At 72.6% G+C, this 21254-nt stretch carries 17 protein-coding genes; 6 read left to right on the top strand and 11 right to left on the bottom strand.

The window, feature by feature from the left end; all coding sequences use genetic code 11:
• Window positions 1-64: 64 nt before the first annotated feature.
• The 4 genes from ID574_RS34520 to ID574_RS34505 are packed head-to-tail and all read right to left on the bottom strand — an operon-like array spanning window position 65 to window position 3889.
• Window positions 65-1060: a LacI family DNA-binding transcriptional regulator gene (locus tag ID574_RS34520; RefSeq protein WP_223167357.1), complete on the bottom strand. Its 996-nt coding sequence runs from the start codon at window positions 1058-1060 to the stop codon at window positions 65-67.
• A gap of 57 nt (window positions 1061-1117) precedes the next feature.
• Window positions 1118-1930, bottom strand: a complete 813-nt coding sequence (locus ID574_RS34515) for an ATP-binding cassette domain-containing protein (RefSeq protein ID WP_188193202.1) — start codon at window positions 1928-1930, stop codon at window positions 1118-1120.
• On the bottom strand, window positions 1927-2889 hold the full coding sequence (locus tag ID574_RS34510) for an ABC transporter permease (protein ID WP_223167356.1): 963 nt from the start codon (window positions 2887-2889) through the stop codon (window positions 1927-1929). Before ID574_RS34510 ends, ID574_RS34515 begins: the two co-directional genes overlap by 4 nt.
• 10 nt (window positions 2890-2899) lie before the next feature.
• A complete protein-coding gene (locus ID574_RS34505; protein ID WP_188193200.1) occupies window positions 2900-3889 on the bottom strand; it encodes a sugar ABC transporter substrate-binding protein in 990 nt (329 codons plus the stop codon).
• Window positions 3890-4037: 148 nt separating this feature from the next.
• Between ID574_RS34505 and ID574_RS34500 the strand changes: the two genes are divergently transcribed.
• Window positions 4038-5048: a carbohydrate kinase family protein gene (locus ID574_RS34500; RefSeq protein WP_188193199.1), complete on the top strand. Its 1011-nt coding sequence runs from the start codon at window positions 4038-4040 to the stop codon at window positions 5046-5048.
• A 25-nt stretch (window positions 5049-5073) separates the two neighbouring features.
• Here ID574_RS34500 and ID574_RS34495 read toward each other — a convergent pair whose 3' ends face one another.
• From ID574_RS34495 to ID574_RS34480, 4 genes are read right to left on the bottom strand one after another with little or no spacing between them, the layout of a single operon-like run.
• Complete coding sequence (locus tag ID574_RS34495) at window positions 5074-6324, bottom strand: TIGR02679 family protein (RefSeq protein WP_188193198.1); 1251 nt, start codon at window positions 6322-6324, stop codon at window positions 5074-5076.
• On the bottom strand, window positions 6321-10823 hold the full coding sequence (locus tag ID574_RS34490) for a TIGR02680 family protein (RefSeq protein ID WP_188193197.1): 4503 nt from the start codon (window positions 10821-10823) through the stop codon (window positions 6321-6323). The genes ID574_RS34495 and ID574_RS34490 overlap by 4 nt, the downstream gene beginning before the upstream one ends.
• Window positions 10820-12004 (bottom strand): TIGR02678 family protein, encoded by a 1185-nt coding sequence (locus ID574_RS34485; RefSeq protein WP_188193196.1) that lies wholly within the window; start codon window positions 12002-12004, stop codon window positions 10820-10822. The genes ID574_RS34490 and ID574_RS34485 overlap by 4 nt, the downstream gene beginning before the upstream one ends.
• On the bottom strand, window positions 12001-13536 hold the full coding sequence (locus tag ID574_RS34480) for a TIGR02677 family protein (protein WP_223167355.1): 1536 nt from the start codon (window positions 13534-13536) through the stop codon (window positions 12001-12003). Before ID574_RS34480 ends, ID574_RS34485 begins: the two co-directional genes overlap by 4 nt.
• Before the next feature lie 142 nt (window positions 13537-13678).
• On the opposite strand from ID574_RS34480, the gene ID574_RS34475 reads away from it, so the two are divergent.
• From ID574_RS34475 to ID574_RS34450, 5 genes are all read left to right on the top strand, one after another.
• Complete coding sequence (locus tag ID574_RS34475; RefSeq protein WP_188193195.1) at window positions 13679-14098, top strand: SRPBCC family protein; 420 nt, start codon at window positions 13679-13681, stop codon at window positions 14096-14098.
• 100 nt (window positions 14099-14198) lie between these two features.
• Window positions 14199-14342, top strand: coding sequence for a P-loop NTPase family protein (locus ID574_RS34470; RefSeq protein WP_188193194.1), 144 nt, complete (start codon window positions 14199-14201; stop codon window positions 14340-14342).
• A gap of 86 nt (window positions 14343-14428) precedes the next feature.
• Complete coding sequence (locus tag ID574_RS34465; protein ID WP_188193193.1) at window positions 14429-15520, top strand: LacI family DNA-binding transcriptional regulator; 1092 nt, start codon at window positions 14429-14431, stop codon at window positions 15518-15520.
• Between the two features lie 38 nt (window positions 15521-15558).
• Window positions 15559-17259 (top strand): glycoside hydrolase family 32 protein, encoded by a 1701-nt coding sequence (locus ID574_RS60375; RefSeq protein WP_223167354.1) that lies wholly within the window; start codon window positions 15559-15561, stop codon window positions 17257-17259.
• A 472-nt stretch (window positions 17260-17731) separates the two neighbouring features.
• Entirely contained in the window at window positions 17732-17977 is a 246-nt protein-coding gene (locus ID574_RS34450; RefSeq protein ID WP_188193192.1) for a hypothetical protein, read from the top strand.
• On the opposite strand, the gene ID574_RS34445 is transcribed toward ID574_RS34450, so the two are convergent.
• The 3 genes from ID574_RS34445 to ID574_RS34435 are packed head-to-tail and all read right to left on the bottom strand — an operon-like array spanning window position 17967 to window position 21196.
• Window positions 17967-18881, bottom strand: a complete 915-nt coding sequence (locus tag ID574_RS34445) for a carbohydrate ABC transporter permease (RefSeq protein WP_188193191.1) — start codon at window positions 18879-18881, stop codon at window positions 17967-17969. The two genes, ID574_RS34450 and ID574_RS34445, sit on opposite strands and share 11 nt — an antisense overlap.
• A complete protein-coding gene (locus ID574_RS34440; RefSeq protein WP_188193190.1) occupies window positions 18878-19861 on the bottom strand; it encodes a carbohydrate ABC transporter permease in 984 nt (327 codons plus the stop codon). Before ID574_RS34440 ends, ID574_RS34445 begins: the two co-directional genes overlap by 4 nt.
• 12 nt (window positions 19862-19873) lie before the next feature.
• Window positions 19874-21196 carry an ABC transporter substrate-binding protein gene (locus ID574_RS34435; RefSeq protein WP_188193189.1) on the bottom strand — a complete coding sequence of 441 codons (1323 nt, stop codon included), beginning with the start codon at window positions 21194-21196 and terminating at the stop codon, window positions 19874-19876.
• Between the last annotated feature and the right edge of the window lie 58 nt (window positions 21197-21254).

The following is a 21254-nucleotide window of genomic DNA, read 5'->3' as shown; positions in this document are numbered from 1 at the left end:
GCGGCGGACCTGATCATCAGGAGAGAGGAGCGCCCCCGGGGACGGACACTCCGCCCAGGGCGGCCTACCGGGGCGCCGGCAACTCGCCGGAGCCCCGGATGATCAGGCGGGTGGGGACCACCGATCGGCGGGCCTTCGAGCGGTCACCGTCCAGCCGGGCCAGGACCTGCTCGGCCGCCGCCACCCCCACCCCCACGGGGTCCTGCGCCACGACCGTCAGCGGCGGGTCGAGGCATTCGGCCAGGGGGACGTCGTCGAAGCCGACCAGGGCCACGTCTCGGCGGCCGGCGTGTGACAGGGCCAGCACCGCGCCCATCGAGGCCAGGTTGTTGGCCGCGAACAGGGCGGTCGGGGGGTCGGGGAGGGACAGGAGGCGGAGGGCGGCGGCCTCGGCGGCCTCCTGGTCGTGGCCGGTCTCGACTAAAGCGCGGTCGAAGGAGAGGCCCGCATGGTCGAGGGCGTCGCGGTAGCCCTGGAAGCGTTCGCGGCGGGTGTAGAGGGCGGCGGGCACGTCGCCGATGAAGCCGATCCTGCGGTGGCCGTGCCCGATGAGGTGGGCGACCCCGGCGCGGGCGCCCTCCCGGTTGGCGCTGACCACGCAGTCGGCGGTCAGGCCGACGGCGGGGCGGTCGAGGAAGACGATCGGCAGGCCCGCCACGCGTTCGCTGCGCAGGTGGCGGTGGTCGCTGGTGGCCGACGGGACCACCATGAGAGCGCTCACCCTGCGGGCCAGGAACGTCGCGATCAGCGACTGCTCCAGGTCGGCCGTCTCGCTGGACGAGCCGACGATGAGGGTGAGGCCGCGGGCGCGGACGACGCTCTCGATGCCGCCCGCGACCATGCCGAAGAACGGGTTGCCCATCTCGGGGATGACCAGGCCGATCGCGGCGTCCCGCGCGCCGACCCGCATGTTGCGCGCCATCAGGTTGGGCTGGTAGCCCAGCTTCCTGACGGCCGCCATGACCCGCTCGCGCGTCTCGACGGCGACCGGGCCGTCGTCGTTGAGCACCCGCGAGACGGTCTTCGCCGTGACACCGACCTCGCGGGCCACGTCAGTCATCGTCGGACGCCGCACCTGGCCCATGTTAATGGCTCACGATCATCGAGATGAGCATGGTCAGGACAGGCCGATCGCCTCCGCCGCGTCCTTGTCCGCCACCACCGCCTTGCCCTCCGAAACCTGGAGTGCACCGGTCATGATGGCCACCACCTCGGCCATGCTGTGGTCGCCCGGCTTGATCTGGGCGACCCTGCGGCCGAGGCGCTGGACGTGGATGCGGTCGGCGATCTCGAACACGTGGGGCATGTTGTGGCTGATCAGCACGACCGGTGTGCCGCCGTCGCGGACCCGCCTGATCATGTCGAGCACCTGCCCGGATTCCTTGACGCCGAGCGCCGCCGTGGGCTCGTCCATGACGACGACGTGGGTGGCCCACGCCACCGCCCGGGCCACGGCCACGCCCTGCCGCTGACCGCCGGACAGCGACTCGACCGGCTGGGTGAGCGAGCGCAGCCCGATCTTCAGCGCGGCCATGTGCTTGGCGGACTCCTCGCGCATGCGCTTCTTGTCGAGCATCCGGAAGACGCTGCCGAGGATGCCGGGCTTGCGTATTTCCCGGCCGAGGAACATGTTCGTGGCGATGTCGAGCGAGGCCGCGACCGCGAGGTCCTGGTAGACGGTCTCGATGCCGTGCCGGCGCGCGTCGATGGGAGAGCGGAGGCGCACCGGCTTCCCGTCGAGCAGGATCTCGCCGGAGTCGGGCACGAGCGCGCCGGTCAGCGCCTTGATCAGGCTGGTCTTGCCCGCGCCGTTGTCGCCGATGACCGCGAGCACCTCGCCGGGCATCAGGTCGAAGTCGGCGCCGTCGAGCGCCGTCACGTGGCCGTACCGCTTGACCAGGCCGCGGGCCTGGAGCACAGGGGTGGTCATCGGTTCCTCCTCCTGGACAGCTGGTCGACGGTGACGGCGAGGATCACCAGGATGCCGGTGATGAGGGTCTGGTAAATCGACGGTACGCCCATGAGCTGGAGACCGTTGCGGAAGACCCCCACGATGAGGGCGCCCACCAGCGTGCCGATCACCAGGCCGCGGCCGCCGAACAGGCTGGTGCCGCCGAGGACGACCGCGGTGATGCTGTCGAGGTTGTCGGTCTGGCCGGCCTGCGGGTCGCCGACGCCGGTGCGGGAGACGAGCAGCAGGGCGGCGATGCCGTACACGAAGCCGGCCAGCGTGTAGACGCCGATCGTCAGCCGCCGCGTCCTGATGCCGGTCAGGCGCGCCACCTCGGGGCTGTTGCCGAGCGCGTACACGTGCCGGCCCCACGCCGTGGACCCCAGCAGGTACGCGAACAGCAGGAACAGCAGGATCGTCAGCAGCGACCCGTACGTGACGTTCGTCTGCCCGATCTGGAACGTCTGCCCCAGGAACGTCAGCAGCGGCGGCAGGTCCGTGATCGTCTGCTCTTCCGAGTAGATGTGGGTGAGCGCGAAGGCCACGTTGAGCATGCCGAGCGTCACGATGAACGGCGGCAGCGAGATCCGCGTCACCAGCAGCCCGTTGACCAGCCCGAACCCGGCGCACACCGCGAGCCCGGCCACCACCGCCAGCAGCGGCGGCAGCCCGCTCTGCACGGCCAGCTTGGTCATCACGATCCCGCCGAACGCCATGATCGCGCCGTTGGCCAGGTCGATGCCGGCCGTGAGGATGATCAGGGTCTGCCCGATGGCGAGCGTGCCGACCACCATGACCTGCTGGATGATCAGCGAGAAATTCGGGCCGGTGAAGAACTGCTCGGTGTTCAGTCCGAAGAACGCGCACGCCAGCACGAGCGCGCCCAGCGGGCCCGCGACCGGCGTGCTGATCAGGCGGCGCGGCAGCGTCGCTTCCATGACGGCCATGTCAGCCCCAGCAGTTGGCCAGGCCGAAGGCCGTGTCCTTGGCCTCGACGCCGGAGACGGGCTTGTCGGTGATCAGCGTGACGCCCGTGTCGGTGTAGCCGGAGGCCTTCTTGCCGGTCTTGGCGAACTCGGCCACGGCCTTGACGCCGTCCTCGGCCATCTTGAGCGGGTACTGCTGGCTCGTGGCGGCGATCTGTCCGGACTGCACGGCCTTGACGCCGGTGCAGCCGCCGTCGACGGAGACGATCAGCACGTCCTTCTCGCGGCCCTTCGCCTTCAACGCGGTGTACGCGCCCATCGCGGCGGGCTCGTTGATGGTGTAGACGACGTTGATGTCAGGGGCCTTCTGCAAGCAGTTCTCCATCGCGGTCTGGCCCTTGGCCTGGTCGCCGTTGGTGTCCTGGGAGCAGACGATGGACGGGTCGCCCGCCGGGACGCCGAACCCCTTGAGGAAGCCGTCGTGCCTGAGCTGGCCGACCGTGATGCCGGGCGCCAGGTCCAGCGTGGCGATCTTGGCGGGCTTGCCGGCCATGGCGGCCTTGGCGTACTGGCCGATCAGCTCGCCCGCCTTGAAGTTGTCGGTGGCGTAGAGCGCGTCGGTGGCGTCCTGCGGCTCCGTCGGAGTGTCGAGGGCGATCACGAGGACGCCGGCGTCACGTGCCTTCTTGACGGCCGGGACGATGGCCTTGGTGTCGCTCGGGGTGATGAGGATGCCCTTCACACCGGCGGCGACCATGTTCTCGATCGCGGTGATCTGGGAGGCGTTGTCACCGTCGGACTTGCCCGCGGCGGTCATGAGCTCCACGCCGTTGGCCTGGGCTGCCTTCTGCGCGCCCTCCTTCATCTTGACGAAGAAGGGGTTGGTCTCGGTCTTGGTGATCAGCCCGACCTTGGGCGTGGTGGTGGTCGTCGTGTCGCCGCCGCCACCGCCGCCGCACCCGGTGACGAGGAGGGCAGTGATCAGCAGGCCGGCCGAAAGTCTTGCGTTCATGAGCGGTTCCTATCTGGGGGGATTCAATGTCATCGTTGACATATGTCAACGTTGACATCCGCCGTGCTGCGATGATGGACTCCCGTTCCAGAAACGTCAATGCCCCCACGCCGTAACAAATCGGCAACGTGTCAGAAAGGCTGGCCCGATGATCGCTGTCCTGGGCGAATGCGTCGCCGACGGCTTCACCGACCGGCGTCCCACCTCCCCGCCCGGCTCGAGCCAGACCGGCACCGCGAGGACGTCCGACGCGTCGTCCCCGGACAGACCCGAGCCCGGCGGGGCGGCGGACGGGCTGGCGTTGCGCGTGCTGCCGGGCGGCGGACCCGCCAACACCTCCGTCGCACTGTCCCGTCTCGGCACCCCGACACGCTTCCTCGGGCGCATCTCGGGAGACGTCTTCGGCGAGCTGTTCCGCGAGCACCTGGCGTCCTCGGGCGTGGACCTGTCGGCGTCCGTGGCGGCCCGGGAGCCCAGCACGCTCGCGATCGCCGCCCTCGACGGACGCGGCCATGCCGAGTACACCTTCTACGCCGACGGCACCGCGGACTGGGGGTGGAGCCCGTACGAGCTGGACCTCGACCGCCTCGGCCCGGCCGTCTGCCTGCACACGGGCTCACTGGCTCTGGTCAGGGAGCCCGGCCGGACGGCGATCGAGGAGTTCGCGCGAGCCGCCGCCGCACGTGCCACGATCTCGATCGACCCGAACGTCCGCCCCTCTTTCGCCTCCAAGGACGACTACCAGGTCGCCCGGTGGTGCGAGTGGGCCGACATCCTCAAGCTCAGTGACGACGACCTCGAGTTCCTGCTCCCCGGCGTGCCGATGGACCGCGCCTGCGACACCTGGCACGCCGCCGGCGCCCGGCTCATCGTGATCACCAGGGGTGCGGCGGGCGCGCTGGTGTCCCTCGACGGGGAACGCGCCGCCGTGCCGGCCCCGGAGGTCGAGGTCGTGGACACGGTCGGCGCGGGCGACTCCTTCACGGCCGGGCTGCTGCACCACCTCGGCGTGAAGGGCCTGCTCGGCGGCCGCCTCGACGCCCTCGACCTGCCCACGGCGGTCGAGGCGGCGGCCTTCGCGGTCCAGGTGTCGGCGCTGACCTGCTCGGTGGCGGGCGCGAACCCGCCCTGGGCGGCGCAACTGGCCACCGCTTCGTGAGGGCAGGCGCCCGGCGAGTGCGGCGTCATGCCAAGTCGGCGAGCAGGCGTTCGGCCACCAGTTCCTCCGGGACGGCGAGGCCGTGCGCGCGCATGGCCGGGGCGAGGCCCGGATCCCACGGCGCGTCCGTCACCCTGCCCGGGGCGGGCAACCCGCCGGCCTCGGGCCGGTCGTCGCCGGGGCCGGCGGCCGATCGTTCCTCCAGGGCTCGCAGGTAGTCGGCGGTGGACATGCGCCACGGGGCCGCGCCCGTCTTGGCCATGGTGTACGCGGCGATCCGCAGCCCTTCGCCGTCGAAGTCGCCGTGGTAGCGCAGCGTGGTGCCGGGCAGCGAGCGCAGCAGGCGGACGGCGGCGCTGTTGGGCCAGCCGGAGGTGCACACCATGGGCGGGCACGACGGGCCGAAGCGTCGCTGGGCGAGTGCCATCACGGTCGGGTTCTCGACCACCCAGACGTCCCGTTCCCGCAGCTCCAGGGGGTCCCCGAGCTGGGCGAGGGTGATCACGCTGGCCTGGCCGTCCCAGATCCGCAGCACCCGGGCCAGCGCGGAGTCGCCCGCCGGGCGTAATCCGGCGACCAGCACCGTCGTGGACAGGGCGTCGCAGGCCACGCCCGCGCGCTCCCAGAGCGCCCGCCGCGCCTCCGCGCCCTCCGGCGCGGGCACGTCATAGAGCGCCGACAAGGCCTTCAGCACCAGCGATCCCAGGCGCGTGCCCTCGTCGAGCGCGTGCGGATCGCCGGTCACGTCGGCCGCCACCGCCGCCAGCGGCCGTCCCGACGCGGGCAGCGCGGCCAGCACGGCGAGGGCCTGTTCCAGCAGGTCGCGACCGGCGCGGACGGCGGACAGGGCCAGGAGCGCGGGCTCGGCGGCCACCACCGGATGGGCGGCGAACCACTCCAGCAGCGCCTCCCGCTCCAGCCGTTCCTCCGCCCGCCGCCGCCTGCGGTCGTCGAGCGGGCCGACGACGTGCTCGGTGACGGTACGCACGTCGAGCCCGCCCAGCGCGCCCTCCAGCCGGGCCACGTCAATGGTGATCGACGGGCCCGGGTAACGGTCGAGGCCGAGCAGGTCGGCGACGGCGGCCTGCTGCTCCTCCCCCAGCCCGCTCACCTTGACCCGGCTGACCTGGTGGCCTGAGGAGAGCCGTTCGTGCACCGCCTGCCAAACAGGGCGCAGCGCGGCACGGCGCAGCCGCTCGGGAACGGCGGACGGGTCGAGGGCGCTCCCGGCCGGGGCGGACGTGTCGCGAGCGGTCGTCCGGTCGCCGGCGGTCATTCGGTCGCCACCGTCCGGTAGCCGTTCCACACGAAGCGGGCCGTCGTCACGGCGTCGTCGCCGTCCCCCGTGATGAGCTGGTGGATCGCGATCCCGTCCAGCTCGCGGTATTCGCACCACTCATGATCCGACGTGAGCACGAGATCCAGCCCGAGATCCACCAGCAGATCGAACACCTGCCCCCGGTTCGTCCGGTCCACCCCGACGAACACCTCGTCCAGCAGGATGAACCGCGGGCACCCGGGATCGGTCTGGTAGTGCGCGGCCACGGCGGCGAACAACGGCAGGTGCAGCGCGATCGCCTTCTCCCCGCCCGACAGCGCCCCGTGCAGCTTCCTCGTGAGGTCCTGCCAGCCCTGGCCGTCGCCGCGGTCGACCTTGACCACGAACCGGTGCCAGGCCGTGTAGTCCAGCACCTTCATGAGCTGGTCCTCCCAGCTCGCCGAGGAGTCGTCGGCCCGCGCCTCCTCCACCCGGTCCCTGAAGAAGACGTAAAGGGCCTCCCTGTCGGCCTCGTTGAGCCCGGCGGGATCGCGCAGCAGCAGGTCGCGGGCGGCCCGCGTGCCGGCCGACTGGGCGGGGTCGACCTGCCACACCAGCCGGACCGCCACGCGGGAGGCGGTGCGGACGCGTTCGAGGCGCTGGTTCATGCCGTCGACCAGCGCGGTCGCCTGCCTGATCCGGTCGGCCAGGTGCCGCCGCGTGTCGCCGGCCAGCGTGCGGTCGAACAGGTCCCGCTCCGCCTCCGTGATGTCCGACCGCCGCTCGTCGCGTTCCTTGCGCAGGGCCTTGCTGAGCGCCGCCGCCCCCGCTCGGACGCCGCCGAAGGCGGCGGTCAGCACCTGGACGTCGTCGTCGGGCGTGAGCTCGAGGTCCGCCCGGTTCGCGAGGATCTCCCTGGCGTGGTGGAAGGCGTCCTGCAGGCGCGCCTCGGCCTCCCTGACGTTCTTCTGCTCGTACGGCACCGCGGCCAGTTGCTCGGCCACGGCCCTGGCCGCCTCCAGGACGGCCCGCACCCCGGCGTCCGGGGACAGCTCGGCCGTCACCCGCGCGTCCGCCGGCAGGTGCCCGGCCGCCAGGCGGCGGAACCGTTCGGACACCGCGTCACGCGCCCGGCCCGCCTCGGCATGCTTCTCCTCCGCCGTGGTCAGCTCGCCCTTGAGCTGCCCGAGCCGGGCGTTGAGCCGGGCCAGGTCGTCGTTGACCGACTTGATGAGGCGGCGGCAGGCCTGGTATGCGGCCTGGGTCTGCTGGAGCTGCTCCAGCACGCGCTGGTGCTCGACCCCGACCGTGGACTCGATGGCGGCCAGCCGCTCGGCCAGCACGACGGCGGCGGCCGCGGCCTCCTCGGCGCGTTCGACCGCCCGGACCGCGAGGTCCTGGTATTCGCGGGCGGTCTCCGCGGCGTGCTCGGCCCGCTCGCGGGCGGCCCGGGCGTCGCCGCGGCGGTCGTGCCAGACGGCGCCGGTCGTCTCGGCGGTGCGCAGCGCCTCCTCCAGGGTGTCCAGCGCGGCCGGCGACGTCGGCAGGGCGTGGGCCGCGGCCAGCTCGGTGAGCCGCCGCAGCGACCTGCCGACGTCCCGCTCGCGCTCGTGCAACCGCCCCTCGTACGCCCGCAGCTGGTCTTCCAGCAGCGCGACCTTCTTGACCGCGCCGTCGAGTGCCTGGACCGCGTCGGCGTACGGTCTCCTGCCGGGCCTGCGCCGCAGCTCGGCGGCCAGTGTCTCGCGCTCGCCCGCCATGACGGCGAGCAGGTGGTCGCACTCGGCGATCGTGCCGGCGAGGTCGCTCAGCCGTTCGTCCAGCTCGGCGACGCGACGCCGCCTGGCCCGCTCGCGGGCGGTGGCGCCGATGTAGGAGGGCTCGGGCTTGACCCAGCGGCCCGCCGCGGGGCCGAGCCGCCACGTGCCGTCCGCGCCCACGACGGCGGGATGGTCGACGCCGATCGCGGTGGGCCCGAACGCGATCCCGGCCAGCACCGCGTCGGCCGGGGCCGGGGAGTCCGCCTCGGTGAACAGCACGTGGGCGAGGCTGTAGCCGGGCGCGGGCCGGGACAGCGCGGCCACGGCGAACGCGTCGTGCTCCCCGGCGTCGAACCCGCCGTCGGGCAGCAGCCACAGGTCGAGCAGGCCCGCGGCCTCCAGCGCGGCCTCCACTCCGGCCTGCGCGACGGGGTCGACGCCCGACCTGAACGCCACCGCCCGCCACAGCGGCGCACCCGGGCGTCCCTCCCTGGCGGCGGGGGTGCGGGTGTGCGGGGCGGGCGGCTCCAGGACGGCCCGGCCGTCGAGGCTCTCGCGTTCCCTGGCCAGTTCGGCGCGCTCGTCCAGGAGCTTGTCGCGGAGGGAGGTGAGGTGGTGTTCCCGGGCGGCCAGCCGGACGGCGGCGGTGGTGCGGGCCGTGGTGACCAGGTCGTCGGCCTGCTCGAACCGGTCCGCCAGGCCCGCCAGCTCCTCGGCGTCGAGCTGCAGCTGGGTGCAGCCGCCGGCCCATTCCGCCAGGGCGGCGGCCAGGTCGCGCAACCGGTCGTCGCGGAGGCGTTCGGCGCGGTCGTGGGCCTCCTGGGCGGTGGCCAGGTCCTCGCGGGCGCGGGCGCGGTCCTGCTCGGCGGCGGTGCGGCGGTTGATCGCCTCCCCGTGGGCCAGGGCGGCGGCCCTCACCTCCCTGATCTGGGCGTTGCGGCTGGTCACGGCGGCCCGGAGCAGCTCCCGTGCCCTCCGCACGCTCTCCTCACTGTCGACGCCGGCGTGCACGCCCTCGCCGTCCCGGGACACGCCGCCCCGCTGACCCGCGCCGCCCTCCTGAGCCGCGCCGCCCCGCTGACCCGCGCCGCCCTCCTGAGCCGCGCCGCCCCGCTGACCCGCGCCGCCCTCCTGAGCGGCGCCGCCCCGCTGATGCGCGGTGTCGGCGGTGGGCCGTCCATCACCGCGGAAGGCGCCGCGCCGTCCCTCCCGATCGGCGTCGGCCGCGCCCTGCTCAGGGCCGGCCCGCCCTGTGCCGGCCGCGTCCCGCCGGTCCGCACGCGCGACGCCGGGCACGTCATGCCGCCGGCCGTCTCGCGTGCGACCGCCCGCGTCACCTGCGGGATCGGACCCCGAGGCGGCCGGTGCGGCGCCTGCGGCCTCGCCCCTGCCCTGCGCACGACCATCGTCTCCGGCGTCGCGGTCACCCTCCCAGGTGCCGCCACCGGCGTCGGGCCGGTGGCCGGCGAGGCGGAGAGCCGGGGCGGGGCGTTCGCATTCCTCATGGATCGCCAGAAGCCCGGCGCGTTCGGCGGCCTGCCGGGCCTCGGCCCGCGCGCGGTCGGCGAGTGACGCGGCCGTCCGGGCGGCGGTCTCGGCACGGGCCGACTGCTCCTGCTTGGCGGCGGCGGACCGGGCCGCCACCCCTGCCTGGTCGCGGAGCCGGGTCGCCGCCTCGTGAGCGGACTGGGCCTCCGTGCGGAGCCGGTGCAGGTCACCGCCCGCCTTGTACGCCTCGCTCTCCTTCAGCCCGTCGATCTGCGCCGCCAGGGCCAGCTCCTGGGCCTCCTCCTCCCCCAGCCGCGCGGTCGCGGCCAGGAGCTCGCCCTCGGCCTCCTTGAGCGCCTCCCGCTTGGCCTTGGCCTCGGCGGCGAGGGAGTCCATGGCGTAGCCGGCCGACGTGACGGCCGCGGCCGCCGCCCGCAGCACGCGCTGGGCGTAGCCGCGCTGCCGGGCGGCGAGCCGGTCGGCCTCCTCCACGTCCCGATCGAGCAGCCGCAGCTCCTCGCGCTGCCGGTCCAGGCGTTCGAACCCCTCGGCGATCTCGTGGATCTCGCCCTCCCCCAGCGGTGGGAGCGCGCTGGACAGCAGCTCGGACAGCAGCCCGGGGTCGAGGCGCTCGGACAGCTTGGGGGTGCGCAGCTGCCGCAGAGCGGTGAGGAGCGAGTCGTAACGCTGCTCGTTGAGCCCCCGGTAGAGGGTCTGGCGGACGACCGTGCGGTAGGCCTCGGCGGACTCGTGCACCTTGCCCGACGTACCGAGCTCCTCGGCGAGCTGCGCCTTGGTGAGCGGCTGGCCGCCCTCGCCGCTGAGCCGGACGCCGTCCGGCGTGTCGATGCGGGCCTCGGTCGTGAAATAGGCGGCGGTGACGTTCTTGGTGTGGATGGTGGCCTGGAGGCGGGCGCCGCACGTGAACCAGCGCCCGTCGGAGTGCTGGAACTCCAGCCACACGTAGCCGACCCGGGTGGTGCCGGTGGCGCCGTCGCCCATGAGGTTCCAGTGCATGGTCCGCTCGGTGCCGCCGAACGTGGACAGCCGGCTCGGCTTGAGACTGGCGTCCAGCACGTACGGCAGCAGCAGCTCCAGCACCTTGGACTTGCCGCTCCCGTTGGGCCCACGCAGCAGCAGCCGGCCCCGGTGGAACTCGAACACCTCGTCGTAGTAGCGCCAGACGTTGAGTATCCCGGCGCGTACGGGCCTCCAGCGGGCCTCTCCCCCGCCGGCGTCCCGGGAGGGGCTGAGCTCGGTGACTGTCATACGTCCTCCTCCACGAGGTCCGCGCCGCGGCCGACCCGGTAGCGGGCGGCGGCGGGCAGGGCGGTGACCCGGTCACCCGTGCGGCGGGCCAGCCCGAAGAGCGTGAGCACCTCCAGCGCGTCGGCGGCCAGCCGCGGCCCGCCGCCGTCCGACTGGTAGGCCTTGGCCCACTGGGGGAAGCGGCGCAGCAGCTCGGTCGCCTCGGCGTCGAGCCGGGCGGCGGTCACGGGGCCGGTGGAGACCAGCAGGTCGAGCAGGAGCAGGGCGGCGACCTTGGCGTGGCTGCCGTCGTCGGGGAACCTGGCATCGGTGGCGGTGGCGTCGGGGTCGACGAGCAGGAAGCCCTCCGCGCGTTCCTCCAGCACGAAACCGGCCTCCTCGGCGGCGCGGCGGATGATCTGGCGGCCGGTGAGGGAGGCGGCGTACGCGGCCTGGGCGGGGGTCAGCTCGTCGCGGTAGACGACGGGCTCGTCGAGGAGGCGGCGGATGAGCGAGTGCCTGGCCCACAGGTTGCGCTGGGTCTCGGTCGGCTCGTCGCCGCCGTAGCGAGCCTCCGTGGTGAGCTCGGTCATGCCGGACGCCCTGGAGGGCGGCACCGGGGCGGCGAGCAGCCGGATCACGCGGGTCGTGTCGACCCGGTAGAGTACCTTGGCGGCCTCGTCGGCGAGGTAGGAGTCGGTCGTCCCGTCCATGGCGGTGACGGCGCCGTAGTGCTCCAGCAGCTTGACCGCGTCGACGAACGCCGCCCGCTCCTCCGCCCTGACCGGGTCGAACGCCGGCACGTCCGGCTCGACGGCGGCGGCCTGCACGACGCGCTGGGCCAGCATGCCGATCGTGGTGACCGGTGAGGTGAGCAGCTCGGCCGCGCACAGGCACAGCAGGGTGTAGCGGCGGCGGTCGAACGGCGCCCGCGTGGTGCGCCGCCGCCGCGCGGGCCGGGTCGCGCTCGCCTCGGAGCGGACCTTGACCAGGCGGGCGTACCCCTGGCGCGGCTCCACGACCAGGCGCCACCCGCAGAAGTAGTCGAACCACTGGGTGAGCGGGTGCCGCCGTTTCCTGATCAGGTCGAAGGCGGCGGGGTCGTCGTGCTGGGACACAAGAGGCCGCCCGAGCAGAGTCCTGATCGCCCGGGCGATCTCCTCCTTCTCGGCTCTGACGAGCTGGTTGGCGAGCGTGCTCACGCGCCCACCACCCGCCGCCGGCCGAGCGAGCGGATGTCGATGAGGTAGTCGGGGCCGCGGAGCCACCCTTCGGAGGTGCGCAGCACGGCCACCGCGCCGTCCTCGGGGTCGCGCAGCACGATCTCCACCCGCCCGTCGGAGGTCACGGCCCGCCGGAACCCCGTCGAGTCGGGCCGCTCGGCCAGGGCCCGCCCGAGCAGGTCGAGCAGCCGCCCGAACGTGTCGTGCTCGAGCTCCCCCAGCTGCGACAGCCGCATCGCGCCCGTCGTGGCCAGCGCCGACCACGCGGCCTCCAGCTCGGCCCGCTCCTTCTCCGCCCGGGCCCGCCGCTCGGCCCGCAACGCCTCCACGTCGCGCACCTTCCCCGTGCGCCCCATGCGCTCGGTGCGGCCGCGCGATCGCAGCAACGCCGACACCTCGACCGGCTCCGCCTCCGCCCACGGCACCCCGGCCGGGATGAGCTCGGCGTCGGCGTGGCCGAGATGGGCGTGCCTGGCCGGCCCGAGCCCGAACGCGGCGTCCCACAGCCGATGCGCGTCGTCCTCACTGGCCGCCGTGGCGAACCACCGGGCCAGCGTGCGGAAGTCGGCCGCCGCGCTGGACGAGCGCCGCCGCGAGTCGGTGATCCGATCGAGCACCTGGAGCAGCGCCACGATGGCCCGCCGCGCCACGTCGTGCAGCTGCCGGACCCGGGGCACGCCGCCGTCCTCGGGAGCGAACCAGAGCCGCAGCCCCTCCCACCGGGCCGCCCGGACGGCCAGCCACGGCGTGGCGTGATCGACCCCCGGCACCGTGGGCAGGTCGGCCCCGTCGAGCGCCCGCGCGTGGAGCACGCTCACCCCGTGGCGGGCGACCGCCTCCAGGGCGGCGGCGACGGTGTCACCGCGCTGCTCGAGATTGGTCACGAACTCCTGGAGGTAGGCCACCGTGGCGGCCTTGACCTCGTGGAACGTGGTGAGGTCGGTGCCCTCGACACGCAGCAGCCGCTGCAGCTCCCCGTTGAACTGCTTGGTGTTGTTGCGCAGCCCGTCCAGATGCCCTTCGAGCTCCTGGAGGCTGCTGAAGATCCGCCGGTTGCGCCCGGGATCGGGATCCCGCAGCAGCTCCTCCAGCTCACCCAGCCGGTCGCCGATCGCGTCGAGCACCGCGGTCTGCAGCGCCCCGGCGGAGGCCAGCATGGCCATCGCGTGCTGCACCCCGGCGAACGCCGCCTCGCCCCGTTTGGTCAGCGAATATTGCAGGTTCTTGCGTTCGTATTCCTCGGCGGTGGCGAAGCTCCCGCCGTGGTTGAAGATCACGTCCAGCAGGCCCCACCCGACGAGCTGCTTGAGTGTCGCGGCCAGCTCGGGCTCCCCGACCGGGGCGTACCACCCGACGGCGCGCAGCCGCTCGCGCACCTCGTCGACGGTGAGCGCGGTCTCCAGCCGCTCGTTGGCCTCGCCGAAGGCGTAGAGGACCGCCGTGTGCAGATCGGCCCGCTCGGTGGTGGTGAACCGGAACATCTCCGGCGGCACCCGTGGCAGCTCCGCCATCGCCGCGCTCCCCTCGCCGCACGCTTCCCACCCACGCAACCGTAGCGGTGAACCCCGGCAGGACGGCCGCGGTTTGCGACCAGATCACACGGGTACGGCGGTGTATTGGCCCGGGGAGCCGAAGCAGCAGGAGGGGGCCGAAGTGGCTGAATTCGAGGCAACACGCGGCATGCCGGCCGACAGCATGATCGTGTACGGGGTCGCGTCGGACGTCGCGGTCATGGACCGATGGCTGCCGCAGGGACTGCACGTCACGGACGCCGGCCCCGGCACCGTGGAGGCCGACGGCGAGCTCGTGCCCGGCGAGGGCGCGCACGAGGGCCTGTTCCGCGCGTCGGAGGACCAGCTCCGGGTGGAATGGGGCGGCCGCGACCACCCCGACTACGCCGGCTGGCTCCAGGTGGCGGACTCGACGGCCGGGGCGAGCGAGGTGACCGTGCACATCTCGCTGCTCGACGAGCCCGACTCGGGCTCTCGTGCCGACGAGGTCCGCGAGCTGCTGGACCGTTCACTCGACCGCCTGGCCGACGAGGTCACCCGCCGGGTCCACGACTCCGGCTGAGCCGTCCGGTACGGTCGTCCGGTGTTCAGACGTCTCCTGGGAGGAGACGCTCCGCCGGCGCGAGACCCGGCCTCAGCGCTCCCGGTTCGGGCCCGAGGACATGCGGCAGTGGTACGTGCGGCGCGACGTGCTGCCGGGCGGGCGGGAGACTCTCGTCGGAGAGACCAGCACCCTGGACGAGACCGTCCGGCTGATCCTGCGTGACACCCGGCTCCTGTCCGGTCAGCCGGTCGAGTCCTCCTGAGCCCGCGCCTGCCGACGACATCGCGACCCCCTTCTCACCAGGCGCGACATTGATGTCAAACGTTTGACGTGAGAGGATGCGGTCCCGTGGCGACACTCAAGGACGTGGCGGAGCGGGCCGGCGTGTCGGTGTCCACCGTCTCCCTCGTGCTGAACGGCCAGGACGCCAGGCGGGTGAAGCCCGCGATCGGCGAGCGCGTGCGGCAGGCGGCCGACGAGCTCGGCTACGCGCCCAACCTGCTGGCGCGCAGCCTGCGCACGCGCCGGACCCGTACCATCGGCCTGCTGTCGGACATGGTGGCCACCACGCCGTTCGCCGGGCGGATGCTCAAGGGGGCGCAGGAGACGGCGTGGCAGGCGGGATACGTGCTGCTGCTCATCGACACCGGCGGCGTCGCCGACCTGGAGCGCAGCGCGGTCCAGGCGCTGGTCCAGCGGAACGTGGACGCGCTGGTGTACGCGTGCATGTACCACCGGGAGGTCGAGGTTCCGGAGATTCCCGAGGGCTTGCCGGTGGTCGTACTGGACGGACGCCCGACGGTCGCCGCGCCCGGCGAGCGGCGCACGTCCGCCCTGGGCGACGGGCGCAGGCCCACCCCGGCGACCGGCGACGGGCGTACGTCCGCTCCGGCGGCCGACTGGGTGGTGCCGGACGAGCGCGGCGGCGCGCGGGCCGCGGTCGAGCACCTGCTCGCCGCCGGGCACCGGCGGATCGGGTTCTGCACGACGGGCGAGGACGTCCCGGCGGCCCGCGAGCGGCTGGAGGCCTTCGCGGCCACGCTCGGCGCCGATTTCGACCCTTCGCTGGTCGTCCGGGGCGAGACCGGCGACGTGCACGGCGGCGCGCGGGCCACCGCCGAGCTCCTCGGCCGGCGCGACCGGCCGAGCGCGCTGTTCTGCTTCAACGACCGGATGGCCATGGGCGCCTACCGCGCCGCCCGCGCGGCCGGGCTGAGCATTCCCGCCGACCTGTCCGTGGTCGGCTTCGACGACCAGGAGCACGTCGCCGACGCCCTCGATCCCGCGCTGACCACCGTCGCCCTGCCGCACTACGAGATGGGCGCCTGGGCGGCGCGCCGGGCGCTGGCCCGCGCGGCCTCCGCGGCGCCGGAGCCCGGCGGCGAGCACGCGCTCATGCCCTGCACGCTCGTGGTCCGCGACTCCGTGGCCGCGCTCTAGCCCCCGAAAACCCGGAGCCCCGAAACAGGAGGATCGCCTTGCCGCCCTACAGCGAGCCGTACCGGCCGCAGGTGCACTACACGCCCGCGCGCAACTGGATGAACGACCCCAACGGCCTGGTGTGGCACGACGGCGAGTTCCACCTCTTCTACCAGTACAACCCCGACGGGGACAGATGGGGCAACATCTCGTGGGGGCACGCCGTCAGCCCCGACCTGGTGCACTGGGAGGAGCTCGGCACGGCCATCCCGGCGACCCCGGACGAGCAGGTCTTCTCCGGCAGCGTGGTGGTGGACGAGCACGACACGGCCGGCTTCGGCAAGGCGGCGGCCGTCGCCGTCTACACGGCGTGGAATCCGGCGACCGGCCGGCAGGCGCAGTCCCTGGCCTACAGCACCGACCACGGCCGGACCTGGACGAGGTACGCCGGCAACCCGGTGCTCGACATCGGTTCGACGGAGTTCCGCGACCCGAAGGTCTTCTGGCACGCCGACGGCGGCTACTGGGTCATGGTGGTCGCGCTGGCCGCGGACCGGAAGATCGCGCTCTACAGCTCCGACGACCTGAAGGCGTGGACGCGGCTCAGCGAGTTCGGCCCGGCCGGGGCGACCGGCGGCGTCTGGGAGGTGCCCGACCTGTTCGAACTGCCCGTCGAGGGAGGGGGCGGCGGGTCGAAGTGGATGATGGCGGTCAGCCTCAACCCGGGAGGGCCGGTCGGCGGCTCCGGCGTGCAGTATTTCGTCGGCGACTTCGACGGCGTCACGTTCACCCCCGACGACGTCTCCACGGCGTGGGCCGATCACGGGCGCGACTTCTACGCCGCCGTCTCCTGGAACGGCGCGCCGGACGGCCGCCGCTACTGGATCGGCTGGATGGCCAATTGGGACGACATCGCCTCGATCGGCACGCGGCCCTGGCGGGGGGCCATGTCCCTGCCCCGGGAGTTGTCGCTGGTCGCCGACGGCGGCCGGGTCCGGCTGGCGCAACGCCCGGTCGGGGCGGTCACCGGGCTGCGCACCGGGCCGGCCGTTCAGCTGAACGACCTGCAGGTGAGCGGCCCCGCCTCCCTGCCGGTTGCGGCAGGATGCGGCGCCATCGAGATCATCGCCGAGTTCGAGCCCGGCACGGCCGAGCGGTTCGGCTTCCTGATCGGCGGCGCAACCTCCGGGCACGACGCTCACTCCGGCGATGACCAGGTGGGTAGCGCGGCCTCCCGGGACGACACCCACTCCGGCGACGACAGGGCCGGCAGCGCGATCTCTGGGGACGCCGCGCACTCTGGAGATGAGCGGGCCGACGGTGTGATGATCGGGGGCGGCGCGCGTGTCGGCGATTCCCAGGGCGGCGGCGCGGCGTCCGGGGAGGAGGCACACATCGGCCAGTCCCAGGGGGGCGGCGCGGCGTCCGGGGACGACGCTGACGCCACCGGCGGTGACTGTCAGGTTGCCAGGTTCGGTTACGACGTGCGCGCCGGCGAACTGTTCGTGGAGCGGGGCCCCGGCCAGGCGGCCGCGGGCCGGCACGGCGGTCCGGCGCCTGTCGAGGGCGGCAGGGTGCGGTTCACGGCGTACCTCGACACGTCCTCCGTTGAGCTCTTCGGTCACGGGGGCCAGACGGTGATCACCGACCTCGTCTTCCCCGGACCCGGCGGGCTCGGCGTGTTCGCCGAGGGCGGGACGGCGGTCCTGCGCTCGCTCACCGTCCAACCGCTCGGCTCGATCTGGGCACCCCTCCACTGAGGGGGCGCCCGCCCGGGCCGGAGGGTCCCGGCCGGCCGACGCGAGGGGGCCGGCGTGACCCGGCGGCCCGGGCGGCCTTAGGCGGCCGGCGCGACGAGGCGACGAGGCCGGCCGGCGTGACGGAAGCGGCGGCGCGACCGAGACGGCGGGGCCGACCGGCCTGACCAAGGCGGCCAGCGCGACGGAGGCGGCGGGGCCGACTGCCTGCCCGAGGCGGCCAGCGCAGCCACGTGGCAGCGTGATCCCGGCAGTCCGCGTAACCGGTGCGGCCGCTGTGACAGGCGCGGTTGCTGTGACCGGTCGCTGTGACCGGCGCGGTCGGTGTGACCGGCGCGGTCGGCAAGGCCGCCGTGACCCGGTGACCGAGGCCGCCGGCGCAGCCGCGTGCCCAGCGTGGCCTCGGCGACCGTAGCGGTCGCGTGGCCGGGTAACCAACCGGCCGGGCGGCCGAGCTGGTCAGACGACTGGCCAAGTGACCGGGCCGACCGACTGGGCGACCGGGCCGACCGGCGGGGTGGCCGAGTTGTCAGGCCACTGGCCGGGGGAACCGGGTCAGACCACTGGCCCGGGGACCGACCGGTCGGTGACCGACCGGTCGGTGACCGACCGGTCGGTGACCGACCGGTCGGGTGAGCGGGATGGCCGGTGGCCGGGATGGTCGGTGGCCGGGATGGTCGGTGGCCGGGATGGTCGGTGGGCGGGGCTGGTCAGCCCTTGACCGAGCCGGCCGTCAGGCCGCGGACGAAGAAGCGCTGCAGGGAGAGGAAGAACAGGATGGGCACCACCATCGAGATGAATCCTCCCGCCGTGACCAGCTGCCAGCCCTGCCCCTGCTGCCCCATAAGGCCCTGGACGGCGACCGTGATCGGCTGGTTCTCCCCCGGCCCGATGAAGACCAGCGCGACGAGCAGGTCGTTCCACACCCATAGGAACTGGAAGATCGCGAACGACGCGAGCGCCGGCACCGACATCGGCATGATGAGCCGCCAGAACATCGTGAAGTGGGTGGCGCCGTCGATCCTGGCCGACTCGAGCACCGCCTTCGGCAGCGTCGCCATGTAGTTGCGCAGGATGTAGATCGCCAGGGACATGCCGAACCCGATGTGGGCCAGCCACGCCGCCGGGAACGTCCCGTTGATGCCGAAGTCACCGTACAACTGCAGGATCGGCACCAGGGCCACGTAGTTCGGCACGACGAGCAGGCTGACGATCACGATGAAGAGCACGTTCCGCCCGGGGAACCGCATGAACGCGAACGCGTACGCCGCGAACGCCGCGATGAGCAGCGGGATGAACGTCGCCGGCAGCGCGATGGCGAAGCTGTTGACGAACGCCTGGTCGAGGTTGGCCTGGGCGGTGACCTCGCCGTACGCGCTGGTCGTGAAGCGCGCCAGCGACGCGGGATCGGTGAACACGGTCCACCACCCGAGGGTGTTCGCGTCGTCCTTGGTGCGGAACGACGTGATCAGCAGCCCCAGCGTCGGGATGATCCACAGCGTGCAGACGAACACGACCGTGGCCTTGGCGACCGGGCTGGCCTCGCCCTGGCGGCGGAGCGCGCGGCGCGGGGCGGCCGGCGCGTGGGCCGCGGGACGGGGCGCGAGACGTTCCGTGACGCTCATCGCCCCGCCTCCTCGGTGCGGAAGTGGCGCACCTGGTAGATCATGATCGGAATGATGGCGATCATCAGCATGACCACGATGGCGGCCGCCTTGCCGTTGTCGAAGTTCGTGAAGAGCTCGTTGAAGAACTGCACGCCGATGACGTTGGTGTCGAAGTCGCCGTTCGTCATGACGTAGACGATGTCGAACAGCTTCATGACGCCGATCGTCACCGTGACGAAGACCGTGATGATCGTCCCGCGGATCTGCGGGACGATCACCTTGAGGAAGATCTGGCGTTCGTTCGCCCCGTCGATCCTGGCCGCCTCCAGGGTGTCGGCGGGCACGCCCTTGATGGCCGCCGACAGCAACACCATGGAGAAGCCGACCTGGGCCCACAGCAGCATCACCATGAGCTCGAAACTGTTGAACTTGAAGTCGGTGATCTGCAGCCAGTTGACCGGGTCGAACCCGAGGGCGGTCACGATCGCGTTCTGCACGCCGATCTGCGGCTCTCCCGGCGGGTTCGCCGCGTAGACGAAGCGCCAGATGGTCCCCGCGCCGACCGCCGAGATGGCCATGGGCATGAAGACGGCCGTCTTGGCCAGCTTCTCGGCCCGCGGCCGCAGGCGGTCGGCCAGCACGGCGATCCCGAGCCCGAGGAGGATCGTCACCGCGGGCACGATCACGATCCACAGGAGCGTGTTCACCAGGGTCGACCGGAAGCCGGCCGACCCCAGCAGCGAGGTGTAGTTGTCCAGCCCGACATAGGCGGTGCTGTCGGCGTTGGCGAAGCTGAAGTGGATCGTCTGGATCGCCGGATAGATCAGGTAGAGGCTGATCGCCAGGAAGGCCGGGCCGATGTAGACGTACGGCTTCAAGCGATCTTCCCACTTGCCGGGCAGCAGCCCGACCAGCCGGTTGAGCACCCAGAACAGGACCAGCGCGCCGCCGACCCCCGCGACGACGGCCAGGACGGCGTTGATCGACTTGATCAGCATGGCGGCGGCCCCTCAGCTCGCCGGCCAGCTGTCGTCGATCGTCTTGAGCGCCTGGTCAAGGGACTGCTGGCCGCTGATCCACCCCGTCATGCCCTTCCAGAAGCTGCCGGAGCCGACGGCTCCGGGCATGGCGTCCGAGCCGTCGAAGGCCAGCGAGGTCGACCCGTACGCGATCTTCGCGATGTCCCTGATCGTGTTGGTCGGGTAGTTGGCGAGGTCGAAGTCCTTGTGGGGCGACATCCACGCGCCCGTCTTGGCGCCGGCCGCGCCGAAGTCCTTGGTGCTCATGTACTGCAGGAGCTTCTTGGCCGCCGCGTTGTCCTTGCTGAACAGGCCGGCGAGGTCGCCGCCGCCCTCGACGGGGTTCTCGCCGCCGGCCGTGGCGGGCGGGAATCCGAAGACGCCGACGCGGTTGTCGATGTCGGCCACCACGTCATCGGGGAAGATGCCCTTGGCGGCGACGAAGTTGCCCTGCTTGAACATGAAGCAGCCCGGCGGGTTGCGGAACATCGGGTTGCCGGCCGTGCCGAAGTTGTTGCTGGAGATGGACTTGCGGCCGCCCAGGACATTCCCCTCGGTGAAGGCGATCTTCTCGAATGTGCCGGCGGCCTGGCGAACCAGCGGCGAGTCGAAATTGATCTTGTGGGCGACCCAGTCATCGTATTTGGCCGGCCCGCCGTACTTCAGGACCAGTTCCTCCATCCAGTCGGTGGCCGGCCAGCCGGTCGCGGGCCCGGACTCGATGCCCAGGCACCAGGGAGTCTTGCCCTCGGAGCGGATCTTGTCGGTGAGCGAGAGGAGCTCGGGGATGGACTTGGGCGCCTGGTAACCGGCGGACTCGAAGGCCTGCTTGGGATAGAAGACCAGGCTCTTGACGTTCATGCTCATCATGAGCCCGTAGAGCTTGCCGTCCTGGGTGCCGGCCTCGAGGGTCCCGGGCGTCATGCTGCTCTTCAGCGCGTTCATGTCGAGGACGTCGTCGAGCGGGGCGAGCTTGCCCTTGGCCGCGAGGTCCTTCATGATCCCGGGCTGCGGGAACAGCGCGATGTCGGGCAGGTTGTTGCCCTGGACGCGAGTGACGATGAGCTGGTTGAAGTTGTCCGAGGGCGACCACTTGATCGTGATGCCCTGCTCCTTGGCGTACGGGTCCAGCGACGCCTTCACCGCGTTGAAGAGGTCGCCTCCCATCCCCGTCATGATCTCGACGGTGTTGCCGGTGTTGCCGTTCCCCGCCCCTCCGGACTGCGTGGAGCCCGCGTCGTTCAGGCAGCCCGTGGCCAGCAGGGCGACCGCAGTGATCGGCATGAGTGTCGTGAAGAATTTGGTCCGTCGCATCCGTGCTCCCTTGAAGTGACGCGTGGGGCCGCCGACGCTCCCACGCCGTTCCCCTGAG

The sequence above is a fragment of the Nonomuraea sp. SYSU D8015 genome (genome assembly GCF_008065375.1).
Lineage (GTDB): Bacteria > Actinomycetota > Actinomycetes > Streptosporangiales > Streptosporangiaceae > Nonomuraea.
This window is presented reverse-complemented; position numbering and strand designations above follow the sequence as displayed.